Genomic DNA, 15,709 nt, shown 5'->3' on the forward strand with positions numbered 1-15,709 from the left:
CGCCATCGAGAACATCGTGCCGATGCCGTAGAACAGCCATCGCTGGAACAGCTGCTTGGTCTGGTCGAACAGCAGACACAGAATGAACAAGGGACCCAGGCCGATGAACAGCGCCAGCGCGACCTCGTAGAGCAGCAACATCGCACCAGCGGTGACCGCCGGGCCGCCGGTCCCCAGGCCAACCGCCCGCGAGGCACGATTCTTGTCGTCGCGCAGGTTGCCGTCATCGAGCACCTTGATCGCGTCAATGTCCGACAGGCCCGCCTGCATCCAGGCTAGGCTGGTGTCGATCTGATCCTCCGGCGAGTCATTCTTGCCGGTCAGCACATAGGTGATCTCGTTCTTGACGTCCTTGATCAGGAAGTTTTTCAGGCTGCCACCGAACATCGCCATGCTGGTTGCGACACTGACGATCAGTGCCGCACGAGCCATGTTCGTCACCAGAATCATCATCGAATCGCGACTGCGACCCGTGACGATGCGGAATCCCTGGATCAGCACCCACAGGGTCATCAGTATCAGGGTGATGCTATCGACCCACGCCATCAGTTTGCCGAGCAATTCGATGCCGAACTCGTCAATCCTCTTGCGCGGATACGACAGGATCGACCGGAAGAACACGAAGTCCCCGACCGATCCGACCCACATGGCGTTTTGAGATAAGCATCCAGCCAACGCACATGCATTGAGCCTGATCACGAATGTGGCGCCGTTGAACAGACTTCAATTGGGTCAACTCAACTTTCAAAATTTTCGAAAAACTGGCTCGGAGCAATCAGCGTAAAAAACGGTGCACTTTTTGCCACTCGGATCCACGCACTTTCTCTGCGCTTCTGCAATCGCAATCCTCTTTTTTGGAGCACGGCCAACCGCAGATTGGGCTCCAGGTAAATCAGCAGATGGAACTAACCATGCCACGCATTGGTTTGAGTAGGATACCGTAACCTTGCAATCCCGTGCTCCACCACCAGCGCACCGCCGCATGGCTTCAGAAGCAGCAAGCTCTGCAGATCGCATATCTGAGACCATTCCCACCTCGGAAGTAGCAAGAGAGGTCGCTATCGCTCCCCAAGTGCTGATCCATTCGCCTGTGGGCCGAGGCGGCAAGGGTATCTGGTCACCTGATCCAGCAGCGCCACCAGGAATTGGAGCGCAGCCGCTCGCGCCCTGCCCCCCAATTGGGTAGAAGCCCGGAGGGCAACTTCCGCCCTCTGCACGACCAAGATTTGGAAGAAAGGCGCCAAGAACACCAAACGATGCCAACACAATGAACGGATACATGCGCATGATATGACGACTCTCCAATTTCTGCGGAAACGCTTCCGCTTTCAGTTAACGAGTGGGCGCATTTCCAAGCGCTCCGGGAGTATGGCTCGGCGCATCATGACTTGGCGCCACCTTCGGCATCGTCAACTGACTGCTCTCTGCGCGCCTCTCGGTACTCGTGGGATCAGTAGGCTTGTAACTACCCGGCGGCTGCCCATTCGGGCCCGGCGCCTGCGCCACCGGGCTGCCACCTATCTGCGAATATGCCATGAAGCTACCCAAGGTACCCTGGAAGAACATGGCCGCCATTGGGGGAGCAGTCAGAATCAAGGTCGTCAGAATCAGGCCCATGCCGCCCTGCTGCATCGCCTGACTGGTCATACCGTCGCTGGAAGCTCCGTCAAGCAGGAACCTGTTCACCAGCGCCGTCGCCCAGAACGAGGAAGACACACGGATCACCATATCCAATGCAATGGACACCATTGCCGACAGCACCGCCATCGAGAACATGGTCCCGATTCCGTAGAAGAGCCATCGCTGGAACAATTGTTTGGTCTGATCGAACAACAGACAGAGGATGAACAGTGGGCCGAAACCGATGAACAACGCCATCGCGACCTCATAGAGCAACAGCATCGAGCCAGCAGTCACCGCCGGGCCGCCCGTACCCAAGCCGATGAACCACATGGCTCGTGTCTTGTCTTCCTGCAGCCCCGGGTCATTCAGGATCTTGATTCCATCCACACTGGACAGCGCAACCTGCATCCAGCCAAGCTCTTGTCGATCTGCTCCTCGGGCTTCTGATCCTTCCCGGTAATGACATGGGTGATGAGACCCTTCACGTCCTCGGTCAGGAATTCATGAAGATCCCGGCCAAACATGCCCATGCTTGTCGCTACAGCCACGATCAGTACTGGCGTTCGCCTCTTCGATCGCGGGGGCCATCAGTAACTCGCCACTTAATCCCGGGGCAATGTTAGATTCAGCATCTGATCCGCTGTCATTCATCTTTCTGCCATCACGCACTCGAGCTACGGAGGCATGCCGATTCGCCTCTACAACAGCCGCCCAAGTCAGCGCGCAATTATGGCGCACCGAACCATTCCGGTCTGGCTGACATTCAATCGAGCCGGACGATCACAGACCCGCTATGGGACTTCTAGAATTTCTCGAAGATCGGCTCAGAGCAAGCCGCATAGACGGCAGCACAATCGCTCCCTCCTTTCGAGGCACAGAGCCTGGAGGCAAACTCCTTTGCACTCTCGATCGTCGCGCCAGTACCAAACTGCGTGGTCCCATCTGTGCCCGAGCTGGCGACAACAGCGGCCACACATTGATTCTTATATGTAATTGTGACCTTACATCCCACTCCGCCGGATTCAGCACACTTCCTCTGCGCCTCTTCAACAGCCTCCGTCTTCCGTACCCGCCCTGTTGAGGAGCCAGAGGCACCCGACGGCGCCAACGATATTGCGCCCCAGGTCTTGATCCATTTACCCGTCGCTCTAGGCCCACTGGTAGCTGCACCTTCGCCTCCGGGAATCGGCGCGCAACCACCGACCCCCTGCCCTCCGATGGGGTACTGCCCAGGAGGACACCGTCCCTCAGCCTGAGCCTCAAGGGCCGATGTGGCGAACATGAACACCATCGGCGCTAGCAAATGGATCATTCTCATCAGGCAACTCTCCTTACACAGACAACGCGTATCTCCGCGAACTAAATAGGTGCCTTAGCAAATCGACCTGTATCTGACTGCGTATCGGCAACATGTGGAGATCCAGTAGATCTACCCATCTGTCCCACTCCGCTCGCCCCATGCCCGGAGCTCCCCTTCTCTGGAGTCGTCGGCGTGTAGTAACTACCCGGCGGCTGCCCACTCGGTCCCGGTGCCTGAGCCACCGGGCTACCACCTATCTGCGAATATGCCATGAAGCTACCCAAGGTGCCCTGGAAGAACATGGCCGCCATTGGGGGCATGATTCATTACTGCCGCGAGGCTCTCGGCTCAGCAGGATCCCCCAAGGCACTACCCATTCGATACGGTCAGAATAATGTCGCGACGGAGTTGCTTGCGCTTGCGCTTGTGCCTGCTCCTGCCACCCGCAGATATGACCAGCTCAATGATGCGATCCACCAATAGAGTAGATAGCTTCGCACCAGCTGAGAACCGGTAGCAAGACCGGACATTCAACGCACGCCTAGTATCTCTTGAAAAGTGGAACAGTGCACGCGACGTAGACGGATCTACATTTTCCTCCGGCCGCCGCTTCGCAATCCCGTTAGGCAGTCTGGGTTACCCAGTCTACTTTAGTGGAATTAACGCATTTCGTCCCAGTGAACATCAGTTCAGGAGAGGAAACTGCTGACACACATTCAGCCGGAAACAAGCGCGCAGAATTTTATGCCGTGACTCGCCAAGGATAACGCTGTTCGAGACTATACTAGCGAGCCCACCGGCACATTTACATCAAAACTCTTCAAAAATAGGCTTGGTACAGTTTTCATACAGCACCGCGCACTTCCCGCTCACATCGTTCTTGCACTTGGAATGCGCCATTATCAGCGCCATTTCCGGCGTAGCACCACGCCCCAATGCCGACATTCCACGACCAGTCTTTCCACTTGGAATGACCCAAGCCACACACTGATTTCGATACGCCAAACTGACGGAGCAATCGGCGGCACCTGTTGAACTGCACTTCCGCAAGGCCTCTTGCTCTGCCGCTAGCTGTGACCGAAGGCCGGTCGATGCTCCTGCATCCTGAGTAGACCGAGACTCGGCGATTGCCCCCCAAGTCTTTATCCACCGCCCCGTCGGAGAGTTTGCGGGCAATTCGGAAATCCCGCCACTCGATGTACTACTCGGTGCGCCACTTGGAATGGGGGCACAACCTCGGGCGCCCTGCCCACCGATCGGGTAGTAGCCGGGAGGACAGTTCCCCTCCGCCGCAGCCGTCGCAGCTGCGCCCAGAAGAGCAAGCATCGACAAGGAAATTACATAGCGTCGAAACTTCATTCTCCAACTTCCTCCAATCTCTGGACCGCAATCATCCAATTCAAGCTACACCCGTACCAGCGTTACCCCTAAGGCCTGGAGAATGTGTCGCGGAATCCGGGCCGACGTGCAACCTAGGGTTCGCTACCTGCATTCCCATGGGTGAACCTCCACCTTCTCCCGCGGGGGCTTGGGGCCTGTAACTCTGCCCGCCCGTCGAACCCGGCGGCTGACCATTCGGGCCAGGCGATGCCGGTACTGCACTACCGCCTATCTGCGAATATGCCATGAAGCTGCCCAATGTTCCCTGGAAGAACATCGCCGCCATTGGGGGCGCAGTCAGAATCAGCGTGGTCAGGATCAGGCCCATGCCGCCTTGCTGAAGCGCCATGCTCGACATACCTTCACTGAAATTCTGACCCATCAGCGTACCCGTCAACGTGCTTCCCCAGAAGGCGAACGCAACCTTGGACACCATCTTCATCGCGATGCCGGTCATCGCTGCCAGAACCGCCATGGAGAACATCGTGCCTATGCCGTAGAGCAGCCACTTCTGGAACAGCTGCTTGGTCTGGTCAAACAGCAAGCACAGGATGAACAATGGCCCCAGGCCAATGAACAACGCCAGCGCGACCTCATACAGCAAAAGCATTGAGCCAGCTGTGACTGCCGGACCGCCCGTGCCCATGCCAATGAACCACATGGCACGGGTCTTCGCATTGTCCAGCGTCACGTCGTTCATCACGTCCAGCGCGTCAACGCTGGATAGCGCCAGCTGCATGTAGCCCAGATTCTCATCGATCAGATCCTCCGGTGAGTCCTTCTTCCCGGTCACGACGTAAGTGATCTCGTTCTTCACGTCATTGATGAGAAAGCCATGCATCTCGCGACCGAACATACCCATGGTCGTGGCAACCGACACGATCAGCGCAGCCTTGGCCATGTTGGTCACAAGCACCATCAACGAATCGCGGCTGCGCCCGGTGGCGATCCGGAAACCCTGAATCAGAACCCAGAGCGTCATGAGAGTCAGTGCAATGCCACCGACCCACGCCATCATGCGTCCAAGCAGCTTGACGCCGTACTCCGCGATTTCCTTATGCAGGTAATCGAGGATCAGCCGGAAGAACACAAAATCACCAATTGAGGATGACGCGTGCAGATTCTGCAGCATGTGCAAGGGACCCTGCCCCAACATGCCATCCATCAGCCCAAGATCCATAACTTCACCTAGAATGTGATTGCAGCTCGACCGGAGCAGCGTCTAATCAGTTGGAGAGCGCTGCCTTCAGTGCCGCGGCCTTCACTACGGTACCCAGAGGTGACTGACCGGTACCCTTCAATGCGCGCTGCGCAAGAATCTGCTGCATCTTGGTCAGCGCCTGAATCTGCTTGTCATACCCTTCAGTCTTCTTTTCCCAAGTCGCAAAATCCGCCTGCATATAGGCATCAGAAACAACTGCATTCGCGGAGGCCTCCGCCATCGCACCCTCGCCGCTCCACAGATCACGGATATCCTTGATCCTGTCCAGCACCTTGCGCATGTCAGGCATCGTCTTCTGCACAACTTCCACGGTTTCGTTGTACTTCTGATTCTCCAGGACCTGGATTGCAGCGCAGATGTTGCGCTGCTGGGCTAGGATGTCCCCACCCGGGCTCAAGTCCAACGCAGTAAGGATACCGCTCAGGCTCATGATATTGCCGGCGCCGCAGCGCTCGGCGACATTCCACTCAAGCGGAACCGGCTCCAGCTTCACGCCTTGAGGCATCAGTGGCGAGGCGATAATCTGATTGAACTTCGCGAGTTTCTGCGCCCAGTTCTGAGTGGTTTCCAGAAACCGTTGCGCCTGGGTACTGTACTCAGCCAAGGCTTCCGCCTGAGCGGCAAGTGTATTGGCTTCAGTCAACGTGCTGTTTAAGGTATTCAATCCAACTTCAACCACCGGGATGGTGTATCCCTTCGCAGGGAAGACAAGCAATGCGGCGACGGAAATCGCCATGGCGGTGAAACGGAGCCGGGATCCTGCGCTCGGCGTCTTGGCAATACGGGGAGGGGTTTCCATGTTCTTCTCCATCGAATTCAAGGGGCTTGCTGCGTTCACGTCCATTGCGACAGTCATGCTGCAACCTCCTCATTGTTGGATGCGGGCTTTCCGGAGCCCTTGCGGTTCTTGTAGAAATCTTCCAACCACTGCTCCGGCGTCAGCTCATCCACCGTCACCCGTGCACGCACGGCGGCGGTCTGCAGTACGCGATGCATGATGTCGATGTTGTCGGTCGAGGCCGAGATCACTGACAGGATGTCGTCCATGCCACGCAGGTTGAGCTGGCACACGCTGGAGGCATGACCCTGCTTGACCAGGAAGCAGCGCGAGCGCTCGTCCAGGGCGGTAACCACCTTGAACTCGGCCTCGGTCAGTTTCAGGCCATCCATGTAATCGCTCTTGCTGGCATTCGGGTTCGGCAGCAGGATCAGGGTGGCGGTCTGTTCGATCAGGGCGGCGGAGATATCACTCTTCAGTGCATCTTCCGGGCTCTGCGTTGCGAAGATGCCGAGACCATTCTGCTTACGGATGGTCTTCTGCTTGTTCTTCGCGAATTCCTTCAGGCCACCCTCGCCGTCCAGGATCTTCCAGAACTCGTCCATCACGTAGATCAGCGGACGACCATCGATCAGCGACTCCAGGCGGTGCAGCAGGTAATTGATGACCGGCACGCGCACTTCGGGATTGTCGATGATGTCGGTGTAGTCGAAGCCGATGATGTTGGCCTTGCTCAGGTCGACGGTATCCACCGGATTGTCGAACACCCAGCCCAGCGAATTGCCCGAGGTCCAGCGGCGCATGCGTGCATAGAGCCCATCGTCGCCCATGTTGGGCAGGCTCTTCTGGAAGTTGGTCATGCTGCGCAGGTGCATCGGCGTATCGAGCATGCTTTCCACTGCGCGGTAGATGTCCTCCTCCTCGCGCGCACTGTACTCACGCTTACCGGCCAGCACCTTGATCAAGTCGGCCAGGAACTGCACGTTGGCTTCATTGTTCTCGCACTGGAACGGGTTGAACCCGGTCGGCGCGCCGTTCTCCAAGGCCAGATAGTTACCACCGCAGGCGCGCACGAAGATCTCCGCACCCCGATCCTTGTCGAAGAAGAAGATGGTCGGTGACGGCTCATACTTCTGCACCTGGCTGAGCAGGAAGTTGATCAGTGCGGTCTTACCGGTACCGGACTTACCAATCACCATGGTGTTGGCGATCGCCTTCTCGCCCAACGAGTTCTCTGACGGATGGGTCGCGTGGAAATTGAAGTAGTACGGCTGGCCGTTGGTGGTCTGCAGCGTGGTGACGCAGTCGCCCCACGGATTGTTGTGCTGCTTGCCGGTCGCGAAGTTGTGCAGTGGCGACAGGCCCAGGAAGTTCAGCGAGCTGACATTGGCCAGGCGGGTGCGGTAGCGCCAGTTGGCCGGCAGCTGCGAGTAGAAAGACGAGGTAACCGCCAGATCTTCCTTGGTCGACACAAAACCGGCATTGGACAGCTCGGCGCGCGTCGTGGCCACGTTCTGCGACAGCTTGGCCTGGCTGTCGCCGTAGACTGCCATGATGAAGTGGTATTCGCCCAGCACGAAATTACCCGACGACAGCTGGTCCATCGCCTGGTCCAGCTCGACAATCTGGCTGACTGCCTTGTCACCGGAGGAGATCATCATGCCCTTGGTGCGGTCGAGCACCTTGAGCGCGTCCTGGCGCCCCATCGGGCTGAACGAATGGGTGATGACGTACTCGTAGTCCAGGTACTTCAGGCCGTTGAGGATGCCCGGGTACGTTCCCTCAGCATATTCCTTGATGTTCAGGATGGCGCCGAAGTGGTTGGCACCGTTGGGGGTGTTGATGACGAAGTCACCGGTCTTGGCCGAAAACATGTGCCGGCTGACCGGCAGGTAGTCCTTGATGGGTGCCGACAGCACCGGGACCGGCTCGTCAATGCGATTGATCAGGTAGCCGAACAGCTCCAGCGTTTCAGAGAACACCACGCCGTTCTTGGCCTCGTACATTCCGAGGCGGTACGGCGCGTAGTCGCGGATGACGGCCTCGACGTTGCCGGCCAGCTCCATCAACTTTTCTACTGCCTGCTCCTGCTCGGCGCGCAGCTTGTCCACGTTCGCCGACTTCTCGACGAAGCGCTTGCCCGCCACCACGGGGCGGTAGATCATGGTCAGGTACAGCTCGTTCTGCATGATGCGCTGTGAGGACAACATGCCCATGTACTGATCGGATACATCCTGGTTGAAGCGCTGCTTGTAGTTGCTCTTGCCCTTCAGGGTGCGGCGACGACGGATGTCATGCACCCAGAACGCCACGTTCACGAAATCGGGTGCGCGCAGCGTCTGCAGCAGGCGGTTGAACGTGTTGTGGCGATGCTCAAGCTCCCACTCCTCACGGCCGACGAACGGCAGCCCTTCCAGATGCCAGGTCAGCAGGTAATCGCCGCCCGTGGTCTTGACCACGTTCGGGGCGACGTGCGACGACAATGGAATGAACTCACTGATGGAGGTGTCAGGGCTGAACATACGACTGCTTCCAAAGAGGTAGTGCCAAGGAGTTACAAAAGACCCGACGGGCGCGGACGCCCGCCAGGCCGGATCCGGACCTCAATCCATTCGGGCCGGCTTGTCGCGGTAATGGTTGGGGTTGAACACCCACATGCCATCGTGTTCCTGCACGTTGCGGACTTTCAGCTTGAACATCAGGCGCAGGCCCAACAGGCGGAAGATCATTTCGTCACGCTTGGCCATCTGCCGCATGATGAAGACCGCCACCGGAATGGTGAGCAGGAACCAGAAGTTCGTGTACATGCTGAGCAGCAACAGTCCGCCTGCCACCATGAAAAATGGCAGGTAGGGCACGCCCAGGAACATCGCTGGGCGCGTGCAGCCGCGGAACACGACGTTCTTATGCACTGTAGTACTGGATCGCGTTGTTGATCAGGTAGTAGGTAGTGCCGGTGCCGCCACCGCACTTGCCATCACTGCCTTCGCCCAGCAGCATGCGCGCGATCTGGCCTGCGGCACCGATCAGCACGCCACCGATCAGGATCGGCGCGACGTCACCGATGCGCTTGTGTGCGAAGGCGATCTGGTAGCCAGCGAAGATCACCGCAATGGTCACCACGGCGATCGAGGCCATGTTCAGCAGGCCATTGATGTTGGAAAAGAAACCGCAGACCTTCTTGTCGGTGCCGCCGAAGTCGGTGTTGGTGGCGAACACCTGCGGGGCGAACAGTGCGCCAACGAAGATCGTGGCCATCAGCAGGGTCTTCAGCGTGCGCTGGGCCTGGACGAGGTCGAGATTGGATCGCTTCATGGATTGATTTCCTTGTTGATGGACTAACACAACTGAATCGGCCAGCCGGGGGACTGGCCGCACCACGACTTCGTCAGAACACGAAGGCCGCATCCCCTGCGGGAATCTGTTGCACCGGCGCGGCCTGCACCGGCGCGTTGTACGAATTGTCGGTACCGGCCACAGGCTGATTACGCTCACTCCAGGGGCGCAACATCACTGGACCCTCGTTGCCGGCGCCAGCCGCGCCCGGCAACTGCTGCGGCATGGCCATCGCCTGTGCGGAGCCCTGCTGTGGCAGCTGCTGTGGCAGCTGCTGCGGATAGGCGCCCGCTTGGGTCGGCTGCGCCTGCGGCTGCATCATCCGATCCACCGAACCCAGTACCACCTTGGACAGTGCCTGGTCGGCGATGTTCAGCAGGCTGCCCCGCGCCATCGCCCCGGTGGACGGGTACACGACATAGGCGCGTGCGGGATCTTCCGACGGCACGTACACCGGGCCATTGGACTGCGCAACGATGCGCGCCTGCGCCGGCGAAGCGAGCTGCGGATGATGCTCGACCTTTACTGCACGGCGCTCACTGCGACTGACCACGTCGATCGGCGCGACACCATTGCTGGCGACCTGCTGGCCGCGGCGGATCGAGTCGTAGATCTTCTGCACGTAGCCGTGACGGAAGCCGGTCTCGAAATTGCCCGAGTAGTAGCAGCTGAACGACTTGCCCCAGTCACCACCGGAGCGCTTGTAGCACTCGGCGAGAATGCGCGAACCGGCCTGCAGGTTCGGGCACTGCTGGAAGGCCTTCTCGTAGGAATCCAGCCCGTATTTGCCCAGGTTGTAGCGATTGACCTGGGCCAACCCGATCGAGAAGTTGTAGCCCTTCTCTTCCAGCATGCGCACCGTCGCCAGCGCTTCATCCAACGCCTTGGGCTGGCGCACCAGTGCACCGCCCACCACACCGATGGCGTAGGGATTGCGCGATGACTCGACGTTGATGACGTGCTGCATCACGTCCATCGAGACGGCCATTTCCGGGCACGCCATCATTTCCAGTCCTGGCAGCATTGGTCAGCCCTCCTGCCCCTGGGCACGCCCAGGATTGAAGTCGATGCCGGTGATGTAGCGCGAGCCGGCATGCGCCTTGATATGCACGACGATGTCGATGGTCATCATCAACAGCCGCTTGATCACGTTGAACTCCAGACCCGAACCTTCGGCTGAAGCCTTCACCATCAGCGCCAGCTGGTCCCAGGTCTGCTCCGGGCTGCCGGCATGGCAGCTGGTGATCGAGCCCGGGTGGCCGGACGCGCAGTTGCGGATGAAGTAGAACGCTTCGTCACCGCGCAGCTCGGCCAGGATGATGCGTTCGGGCTTCATGCGCAGGCAGGCTTCCATGCAGCTCTTGGCCGTCACATTGCTGGTGCTCTGCCCGCCCTTGGAATACAACAGGTGCACCACGTTGGGCTGGGTCAGGAACAGCTCGCGTGCGTCCTCGATGGTGACCAGGCGCTCGTTGTCCGGGATATGGTTGACCAGCGCCTTCATGAAGGTGGTCTTGCCGCTGCCGGTCGCGCCGGATACCACGATGTTCTTGCGGTACATCACCGCACGCCGGAAGAACTCGGCGTACTCTCGCGAATGACGCAGCTCCAGCAGCTCGCGATCCTGCTCGCTGATGCTGCCATCGCTTTCCAGAATCTGGTTGAAGAAGCCGTCTTCTTGATACTGGCTGAGCGACTTGGTGTGCTTGGACGGCAAACGGATGGTGATCGACACCTTCCCCGCGTCACAGGCCGGCGGAATCACGAACTGCGCACGCTGGCCGGTGGGGAACGTGAGCGACACCACCGGATCGGCATCGGTGATGCGCTGGCCGGTGTTGCTCTCGTTCACCACTGCCGTGCAGAACTGCCGGGCCCGCTCGAACGTCAGGCTCGGCACGTCCACCCGCTGCCACCCCGCCCGGGTTTCCAGGTACAGCTCGCCGGGACGGTTGATGCAGATTTCCGTCACTTCCGGAGAAGTCATGTACTCGGCGATGCCCAGCACTTCGTACTGATAGCGCAGGAAATCGCTGGAGACGAGGGCGAGGGGGGACACTTCGGCGTCCATGATCGTTCGTTGGGTTACCGGCGGGGATTCAGCACATTGGTGAAGTCAACGTCCTTTGCAACGTAGACGTTCACGATCGTGCCCTGGTTGATGGTGACGGTCGGCGGACGACGGGTGCTGCTGAGTGCCTCATTGGCCAGGCGCTCCATCGTGCGGGCGGTGGCGCTTTCATAGGGCGACTGCACCGTCATGCCATTGTTGGCGATGGTGGTGGTCTCCGGGCCGTGCTCTGCGGCCGCATACTTGAAGGCATCGGAAATCAGGCTGATCATCAGCGCCGAGGCGATACGGCTGCCCCAGTGTGCGCTGTACTGGCCCGGATGACCGGCGCCACCCAGCTGATCCACGCCCGGGCTGGACATCGCAACGTCGATTCCGTTCGGGGTAGTGATGCGATCCCAGATCACTTCCACGCGCTTGCCTATCGGACCGCCGCCGTAGGCGCCATAGATCTTGGAGCCCTTCGGCAGCAGAAGATTGCGACCGTTGATCGAGTACACCGGCTCGGTCAGCAGACACGAGGTATAGCCGGCGAGGTCGGTGATGATGCGGGTTTCCAGCACGCAACGCAGGTAGGTGCCGCGCACCAGCAGTGCATCGGGGCTTTGGATGTAGGTGGCACTCGACACATCTTCAACGTCCGGGCCCCGGCGAATCTTCTGCTGACCCTGCTGGTTCGGCATCATGTTCGCAAGCAGGGCTTGACGGGTCTGCTCGTCAATTGCACTGCGCTGAGGCTGTGCGCGGTTCCCTGCCGCAAGCGCAGCGTCATCCACACCTGCCATGCGGCGTTCAAGCAGCGTCGGCCCACGAGGCTCCGCTACTTCCGGACGGGAAGCGACGGGCACCAGTTTCGGGCCATCATCCTGCGGCATCGGCGGGAGCATGGGAATCGGTTCGGCGGCAGCCGGCGGCGCTTGGGGCGGAGGAGCAACGTCCGGCAGCGCCGGCGTGCTGGCACGCGCGACTTCCGGCACCTTCTGTGCAGCGTCCTTGTCATCCTGGCCCTTGCGGAACAGCAGGAAGCCCATGGCCACCAACAGCAACACGATGCCACCGAGGAACAGCAGCGCCTTCCGGTTCAGCCGCTGCTCTTCGGCCGAGCGCAGCTGCGGCGCGGCCGCGTCCAGATCCGGCGCCGGCTCGGCCTGGGCCGTGCCGAAGTAGGGATTCGACGGCGCGTCCGCGGCACCCTGTGCGCCGTACGGGCTCTGGCTCTCGTCGCGTCCATTGTTCGGGTCGTTTCCGGGAGTGTTCTGCTGGCTCATTTCTTCACGTTCCTTCGCAGGCCGACGACGAAGTCGCCGTGGCGGATGACCAGGTACGGGTAGGTCCCGTGCACGATCAGCGTATTGCCTTCAACCGTGGTGTTGACCACGAAGTCTTCACCGTATTCCGTTTCGCGACCAAACACGGCCGGGAAGATGCCGGTCTTGTACTCCGGCGAGTTCGGCAGTTTCAGATAGGTGAAACGGCCATCGTCATAGGCGTTGACCGGGATCAGCCACCCCATCTTCTTCGCCTTGCTGGTCGAATAGGAGTAGTTGAAGTTGTACTGGCGGTCCTTGGCCAGTTCCGAGCTCAACAGCGGTTTGGCCTCTTCCTCGACCGCTTCCTGGGCGACACCGAACACGGTGTCGTTGGGATAGACGAAGGCGATCTTGTACTGCACGCCTGCACGACGGGCCTGCTCCAGCTGGCGCCAGTCGGTGGCCACCACCTTCAGTTCGAAGATGTAGGAATGGGTCTCGGTGCGCACCATCATGTTGGTGTCGACGTCGACGTTCTTCGGCTTGAGGTAGAACACGTTCTCGCGACGGGTCAGTTCCCAGCCGCTGCTGAAGCCGGTGCTGTAGTCGAGGATCTTCTCGTTCGGGCTCAACTCGATCTGGGTGGTCAGGCCCAGGCCGGTGCGAACCGGATAGATGCGGTCCTTCTCGTACTCGTAGTGGTCAACCGCCTGCGCCATCGCCGCTGCTGAGAACAGCAACGACAACATCGACAGCAGCGCCAGCGCGCTTCCCCTGATATTTCGACTACTCATCGGTTGCTTGCTCCATCAGCAGTTCCGGTGGAATTGTTCTGCGCCGGCCTCATGGCCGGCTGTCCGGGCATGGCCTGCCCCGGCATTGCTTGCCCCTGCACCGGCTGACCCGGCATCGGTTGGCCCTGTACAGGCTGTCCCGGCATTGCCTGGCCCGGTACCTGGCCGTTGGCTGGCACCGCGACCGGCTGGCCGGTGGCCGGGTCGATCATGGTGGCTGCGGCCGGATTGTTGGGATCGTAGACACCCTGTGCCTGCTGCGCCGCCTGTGCGGCCTGCTGCGCCTGCGCCTGCATGGCACCGTCATCCGGCACCGGCACGCCACGCGAATAGTCGTTGTCGACGCGGTACTCGGTGACCTGGAAGGCCAGCGGATTGAGGATGCGATCCTGTTCGGACAACGCCAGGTTCTGGTTGTACTCGAAGCGCATCGTCACCAGCTGGTTGTCCAGGTAGGTAGAGACGCCGGTGCGCTTGTCCAGCAGGCTGCGCTGGATGCGCACCGAAGCGCCGCGGAAGCTGCCGTTCGGCTCGGCACCCAATGGCGTGATGCTGAGGATCTTGACCCGGATGGCGCGCTCGCGACCGTACATCACGAACGGGTTCTGCGGATTGTTGCCGGCATAGCGGACACGCATGGACTGCGCCACCGGATCGGTGGACATCACGAACACCAGTTCCCAGTCACGCAGGCCCATCACCGCCGAGTCATACGATTCGCGCGCGAGCACGTACTGGGCGACGTTGCTGCGATTGATCGCTTCGTTGGTGGTGATCGTCTCGCCCTGGAAGGTGCCACTCAACCGCGCGACGGTCGCCGTACCCGTGTAGGCATCGGCCATCACCAGGAACGGCACCTTTTCCTTCAGCGGCAGCATGTAGTAGTAGCCGCCCGCCAGTGCGAGCGACATCAGCAATGAGCCTGTGGCGACCCACCATGCACGCCGCTCGCTGCGGCGTGCCATGTCGGCCACGGTGATCTCGTAGCTGACCGCCTTGGCGACCGACTGCTCGACCTTGGGGCTATTGCCGGGATCCTTCTTGCGGAACATGGATTCTTCCGTACTGCTGAAACATCAATGGGCGTGGCACCCCTGCGACAGGCGCGGGGAGCGGCACGTTCGATGATTTCGAGGTGGACTCAGGTGCCGCTGTTGGAATCAGCGCCCTGCGCCGACGCGGTCGGCGTCGAGCCAGCGCTCTGCACAACGATCTGGTTGCCAACGATGGAGACGGAGATGCCCTGCGCCGCATAGGCTGCGGTCAGATCGATCACGGCCTGCTGTGCGTTGGTGGTGTCGATGTTCGAGACCGCGCCATACAGAGTGAAATCCGAGCTGAGGCGGTAGTCCAGCGTGCGCCCGGAATCCTTGGCCCAGCGCTCGAGCATGGCTTTGAGCGTGCCATCCATCGGCGAGGCCTGGTAGACGTAGCTGGAGTACAGCGGAATTTCGGTCGTCGTCGCAGCAAAGCGGTTGACCGGCTTCCAGCGGCCTCCGAAATCCGGAGCGGACTTGGTGGCGCAACCGGCCACCATCAGCGCCGCCACTGCGGCGATGGACATTTTCGCGATAAACGCCTGATTCATACGGGCTTCACTTTGACGTACGAAAAAGCAGTCCCGAGCATTGGTCCCCTGGTCGTCCGGCGCTGCATCGCGCACGCCGGAATCGGAGGGATGCGCTGCGTGCGGCACACCCACTCCGGCTCCCCTGCAGCCAACGGCTGCCAACCAAGTTGCGGGGCCGCCGGACATAGCCGACAACCCACCCGCATACCTCACCAACGTCGAAACCATCCTTGTTTCCATGGCACAAACTCCTGGCCACCCTACTGCCACATCTTTGACATCCAGCACACATTTCTGGACGACAGACATAGGGTCGCACAACCACGCGTCAATTCCATGTCAGACAAGTCTGAAAATCTATGAACAGATGCCGAATTCTTGACTT

The 15,709-nt window shown here is 60.0% G+C and carries 15 protein-coding genes and 1 pseudogene; all 16 read right to left on the reverse strand.

All coding sequences use genetic code 11. The features are described 5' to 3' along the window. Window positions 1–648: type IV secretion system protein (locus R5H29_RS08565; protein ID WP_332329109.1), on the reverse strand; the 648-nt coding region annotated here is incomplete at its 3' end. 96 nt (window positions 649–744) lie between these two features. Next, window positions 745–1,287 carry a DUF4189 domain-containing protein gene (locus R5H29_RS08570; RefSeq protein WP_310760807.1) on the reverse strand — a complete coding sequence of 181 codons (543 nt, stop codon included), beginning with the start codon at window positions 1,285–1,287 and terminating at the stop codon, window positions 745–747. Window positions 1,288–1,332: 45 nt separating this feature from the next. After that, window positions 1,333–2,153: pseudogene (locus R5H29_RS08575) on the reverse strand (type IV secretion system protein). 272 nt (window positions 2,154–2,425) lie between these two features. After that, window positions 2,426–2,941, reverse strand: coding sequence for a DUF4189 domain-containing protein (locus R5H29_RS08580; RefSeq protein ID WP_134730802.1), 516 nt, complete (start codon window positions 2,939–2,941; stop codon window positions 2,426–2,428). Window positions 2,942–3,733: 792 nt separating this feature from the next. Further along, window positions 3,734–4,282, reverse strand: a complete 549-nt coding sequence (locus R5H29_RS08590) for a DUF4189 domain-containing protein (protein WP_332250368.1) — start codon at window positions 4,280–4,282, stop codon at window positions 3,734–3,736. A gap of 40 nt (window positions 4,283–4,322) precedes the next feature. Beyond that, window positions 4,323–5,468 (reverse strand): type IV secretion system protein, encoded by a 1,146-nt coding sequence (locus R5H29_RS08595; RefSeq protein WP_134735807.1) that lies wholly within the window; start codon window positions 5,466–5,468, stop codon window positions 4,323–4,325. Between the two features lie 61 nt (window positions 5,469–5,529). Further along, window positions 5,530–6,381, reverse strand: coding sequence for a hypothetical protein (locus R5H29_RS08600; RefSeq protein WP_134735808.1), 852 nt, complete (start codon window positions 6,379–6,381; stop codon window positions 5,530–5,532). After that, on the reverse strand, window positions 6,378–8,825 hold the full coding sequence (locus R5H29_RS08605; RefSeq protein ID WP_134735809.1) for a VirB4 family type IV secretion/conjugal transfer ATPase: 2,448 nt from the start codon (window positions 8,823–8,825) through the stop codon (window positions 6,378–6,380). The genes R5H29_RS08600 and R5H29_RS08605 overlap by 4 nt, the downstream gene beginning before the upstream one ends. Before the next feature lie 81 nt (window positions 8,826–8,906). Next, window positions 8,907–9,215, reverse strand: a complete 309-nt coding sequence (locus R5H29_RS08610) for a type IV secretion system protein VirB3 (RefSeq protein WP_019660289.1) — start codon at window positions 9,213–9,215, stop codon at window positions 8,907–8,909. After that, the gene (locus tag R5H29_RS08615) at window positions 9,208–9,618 is read right to left on the reverse strand and encodes a TrbC/VirB2 family protein (protein ID WP_134735810.1); all 411 of its coding nucleotides are present in this window, start codon (window positions 9,616–9,618) and stop codon (window positions 9,208–9,210) included. The genes R5H29_RS08610 and R5H29_RS08615 overlap by 8 nt, the downstream gene beginning before the upstream one ends. A gap of 73 nt (window positions 9,619–9,691) precedes the next feature. Beyond that, window positions 9,692–10,663: a lytic transglycosylase domain-containing protein gene (locus R5H29_RS22955; RefSeq protein ID WP_134735811.1), complete on the reverse strand. Its 972-nt coding sequence runs from the start codon at window positions 10,661–10,663 to the stop codon at window positions 9,692–9,694. 3 nt (window positions 10,664–10,666) lie between these two features. Beyond that, entirely contained in the window at window positions 10,667–11,710 is a 1,044-nt protein-coding gene (gene virB11 / locus R5H29_RS08625; RefSeq protein WP_134735812.1) for a P-type DNA transfer ATPase VirB11, read from the reverse strand. 14 nt (window positions 11,711–11,724) lie between these two features. Then, window positions 11,725–12,978, reverse strand: coding sequence for a TrbI/VirB10 family protein (locus tag R5H29_RS08630; protein WP_332329075.1), 1,254 nt, complete (start codon window positions 12,976–12,978; stop codon window positions 11,725–11,727). Beyond that, on the reverse strand, window positions 12,975–13,754 hold the full coding sequence (locus tag R5H29_RS08635) for a TrbG/VirB9 family P-type conjugative transfer protein (protein ID WP_032954280.1): 780 nt from the start codon (window positions 13,752–13,754) through the stop codon (window positions 12,975–12,977). The genes R5H29_RS08630 and R5H29_RS08635 overlap by 4 nt, the downstream gene beginning before the upstream one ends. Then, the gene (locus R5H29_RS08640) at window positions 13,751–14,806 is read right to left on the reverse strand and encodes a virB8 family protein (protein WP_019660295.1); all 1,056 of its coding nucleotides are present in this window, start codon (window positions 14,804–14,806) and stop codon (window positions 13,751–13,753) included. The genes R5H29_RS08635 and R5H29_RS08640 overlap by 4 nt, the downstream gene beginning before the upstream one ends. A gap of 89 nt (window positions 14,807–14,895) precedes the next feature. Further along, window positions 14,896–15,342: a hypothetical protein gene (locus R5H29_RS08645; RefSeq protein WP_032954281.1), complete on the reverse strand. Its 447-nt coding sequence runs from the start codon at window positions 15,340–15,342 to the stop codon at window positions 14,896–14,898. Between the last annotated feature and the right edge of the window lie 367 nt (window positions 15,343–15,709).

Source organism: Stenotrophomonas sp. A3_2 (assembly GCF_036624925.1).
GTDB classification, from domain to species: Bacteria; Pseudomonadota; Gammaproteobacteria; order Xanthomonadales; family Xanthomonadaceae; genus Stenotrophomonas; species Stenotrophomonas hibiscicola.

Excerpts from the sequence above, each read along its gene's own strand:
- R5H29_RS08630 (WP_332329075.1), bottom strand. The coding sequence starts at position 12,978 with ATGAGCCAGCAGAACACTCCCGGAAACGACCCGAACAATGGACGCGAC.
- R5H29_RS08580 (WP_134730802.1), bottom strand. The coding sequence starts at position 2,941 with ATGAGAATGATCCATTTGCTAGCGCCGATGGTGTTCATGTTCGCCACA.
- virB11 (WP_134735812.1), bottom strand. The coding sequence starts at position 11,710 with ATGGACGCCGAAGTGTCCCCCCTCGCCCTCGTCTCCAGCGATTTCCTG.
- R5H29_RS08590 (WP_332250368.1), bottom strand. The coding sequence starts at position 4,282 with ATGAAGTTTCGACGCTATGTAATTTCCTTGTCGATGCTTGCTCTTCTG.
- R5H29_RS08600 (WP_134735808.1), bottom strand. The coding sequence starts at position 6,381 with ATGACTGTCGCAATGGACGTGAACGCAGCAAGCCCCTTGAATTCGATG.
- R5H29_RS08640 (WP_019660295.1), bottom strand. The coding sequence starts at position 14,806 with ATGTTCCGCAAGAAGGATCCCGGCAATAGCCCCAAGGTCGAGCAGTCG.
- R5H29_RS08570 (WP_310760807.1), bottom strand. The coding sequence starts at position 1,287 with ATGCGCATGTATCCGTTCATTGTGTTGGCATCGTTTGGTGTTCTTGGC.
- R5H29_RS22955 (WP_134735811.1), bottom strand. The coding sequence starts at position 10,663 with ATGCTGCCAGGACTGGAAATGATGGCGTGCCCGGAAATGGCCGTCTCG.
- R5H29_RS08595 (WP_134735807.1), bottom strand. The coding sequence starts at position 5,468 with ATGGATGGCATGTTGGGGCAGGGTCCCTTGCACATGCTGCAGAATCTG.
- R5H29_RS08605 (WP_134735809.1), bottom strand. The coding sequence starts at position 8,825 with ATGTTCAGCCCTGACACCTCCATCAGTGAGTTCATTCCATTGTCGTCG.
- R5H29_RS08635 (WP_032954280.1), bottom strand. The coding sequence starts at position 13,754 with ATGAGTAGTCGAAATATCAGGGGAAGCGCGCTGGCGCTGCTGTCGATG.
- R5H29_RS08645 (WP_032954281.1), bottom strand. The coding sequence starts at position 15,342 with ATGAATCAGGCGTTTATCGCGAAAATGTCCATCGCCGCAGTGGCGGCG.
- R5H29_RS08615 (WP_134735810.1), bottom strand. The coding sequence starts at position 9,618 with ATGAAGCGATCCAATCTCGACCTCGTCCAGGCCCAGCGCACGCTGAAG.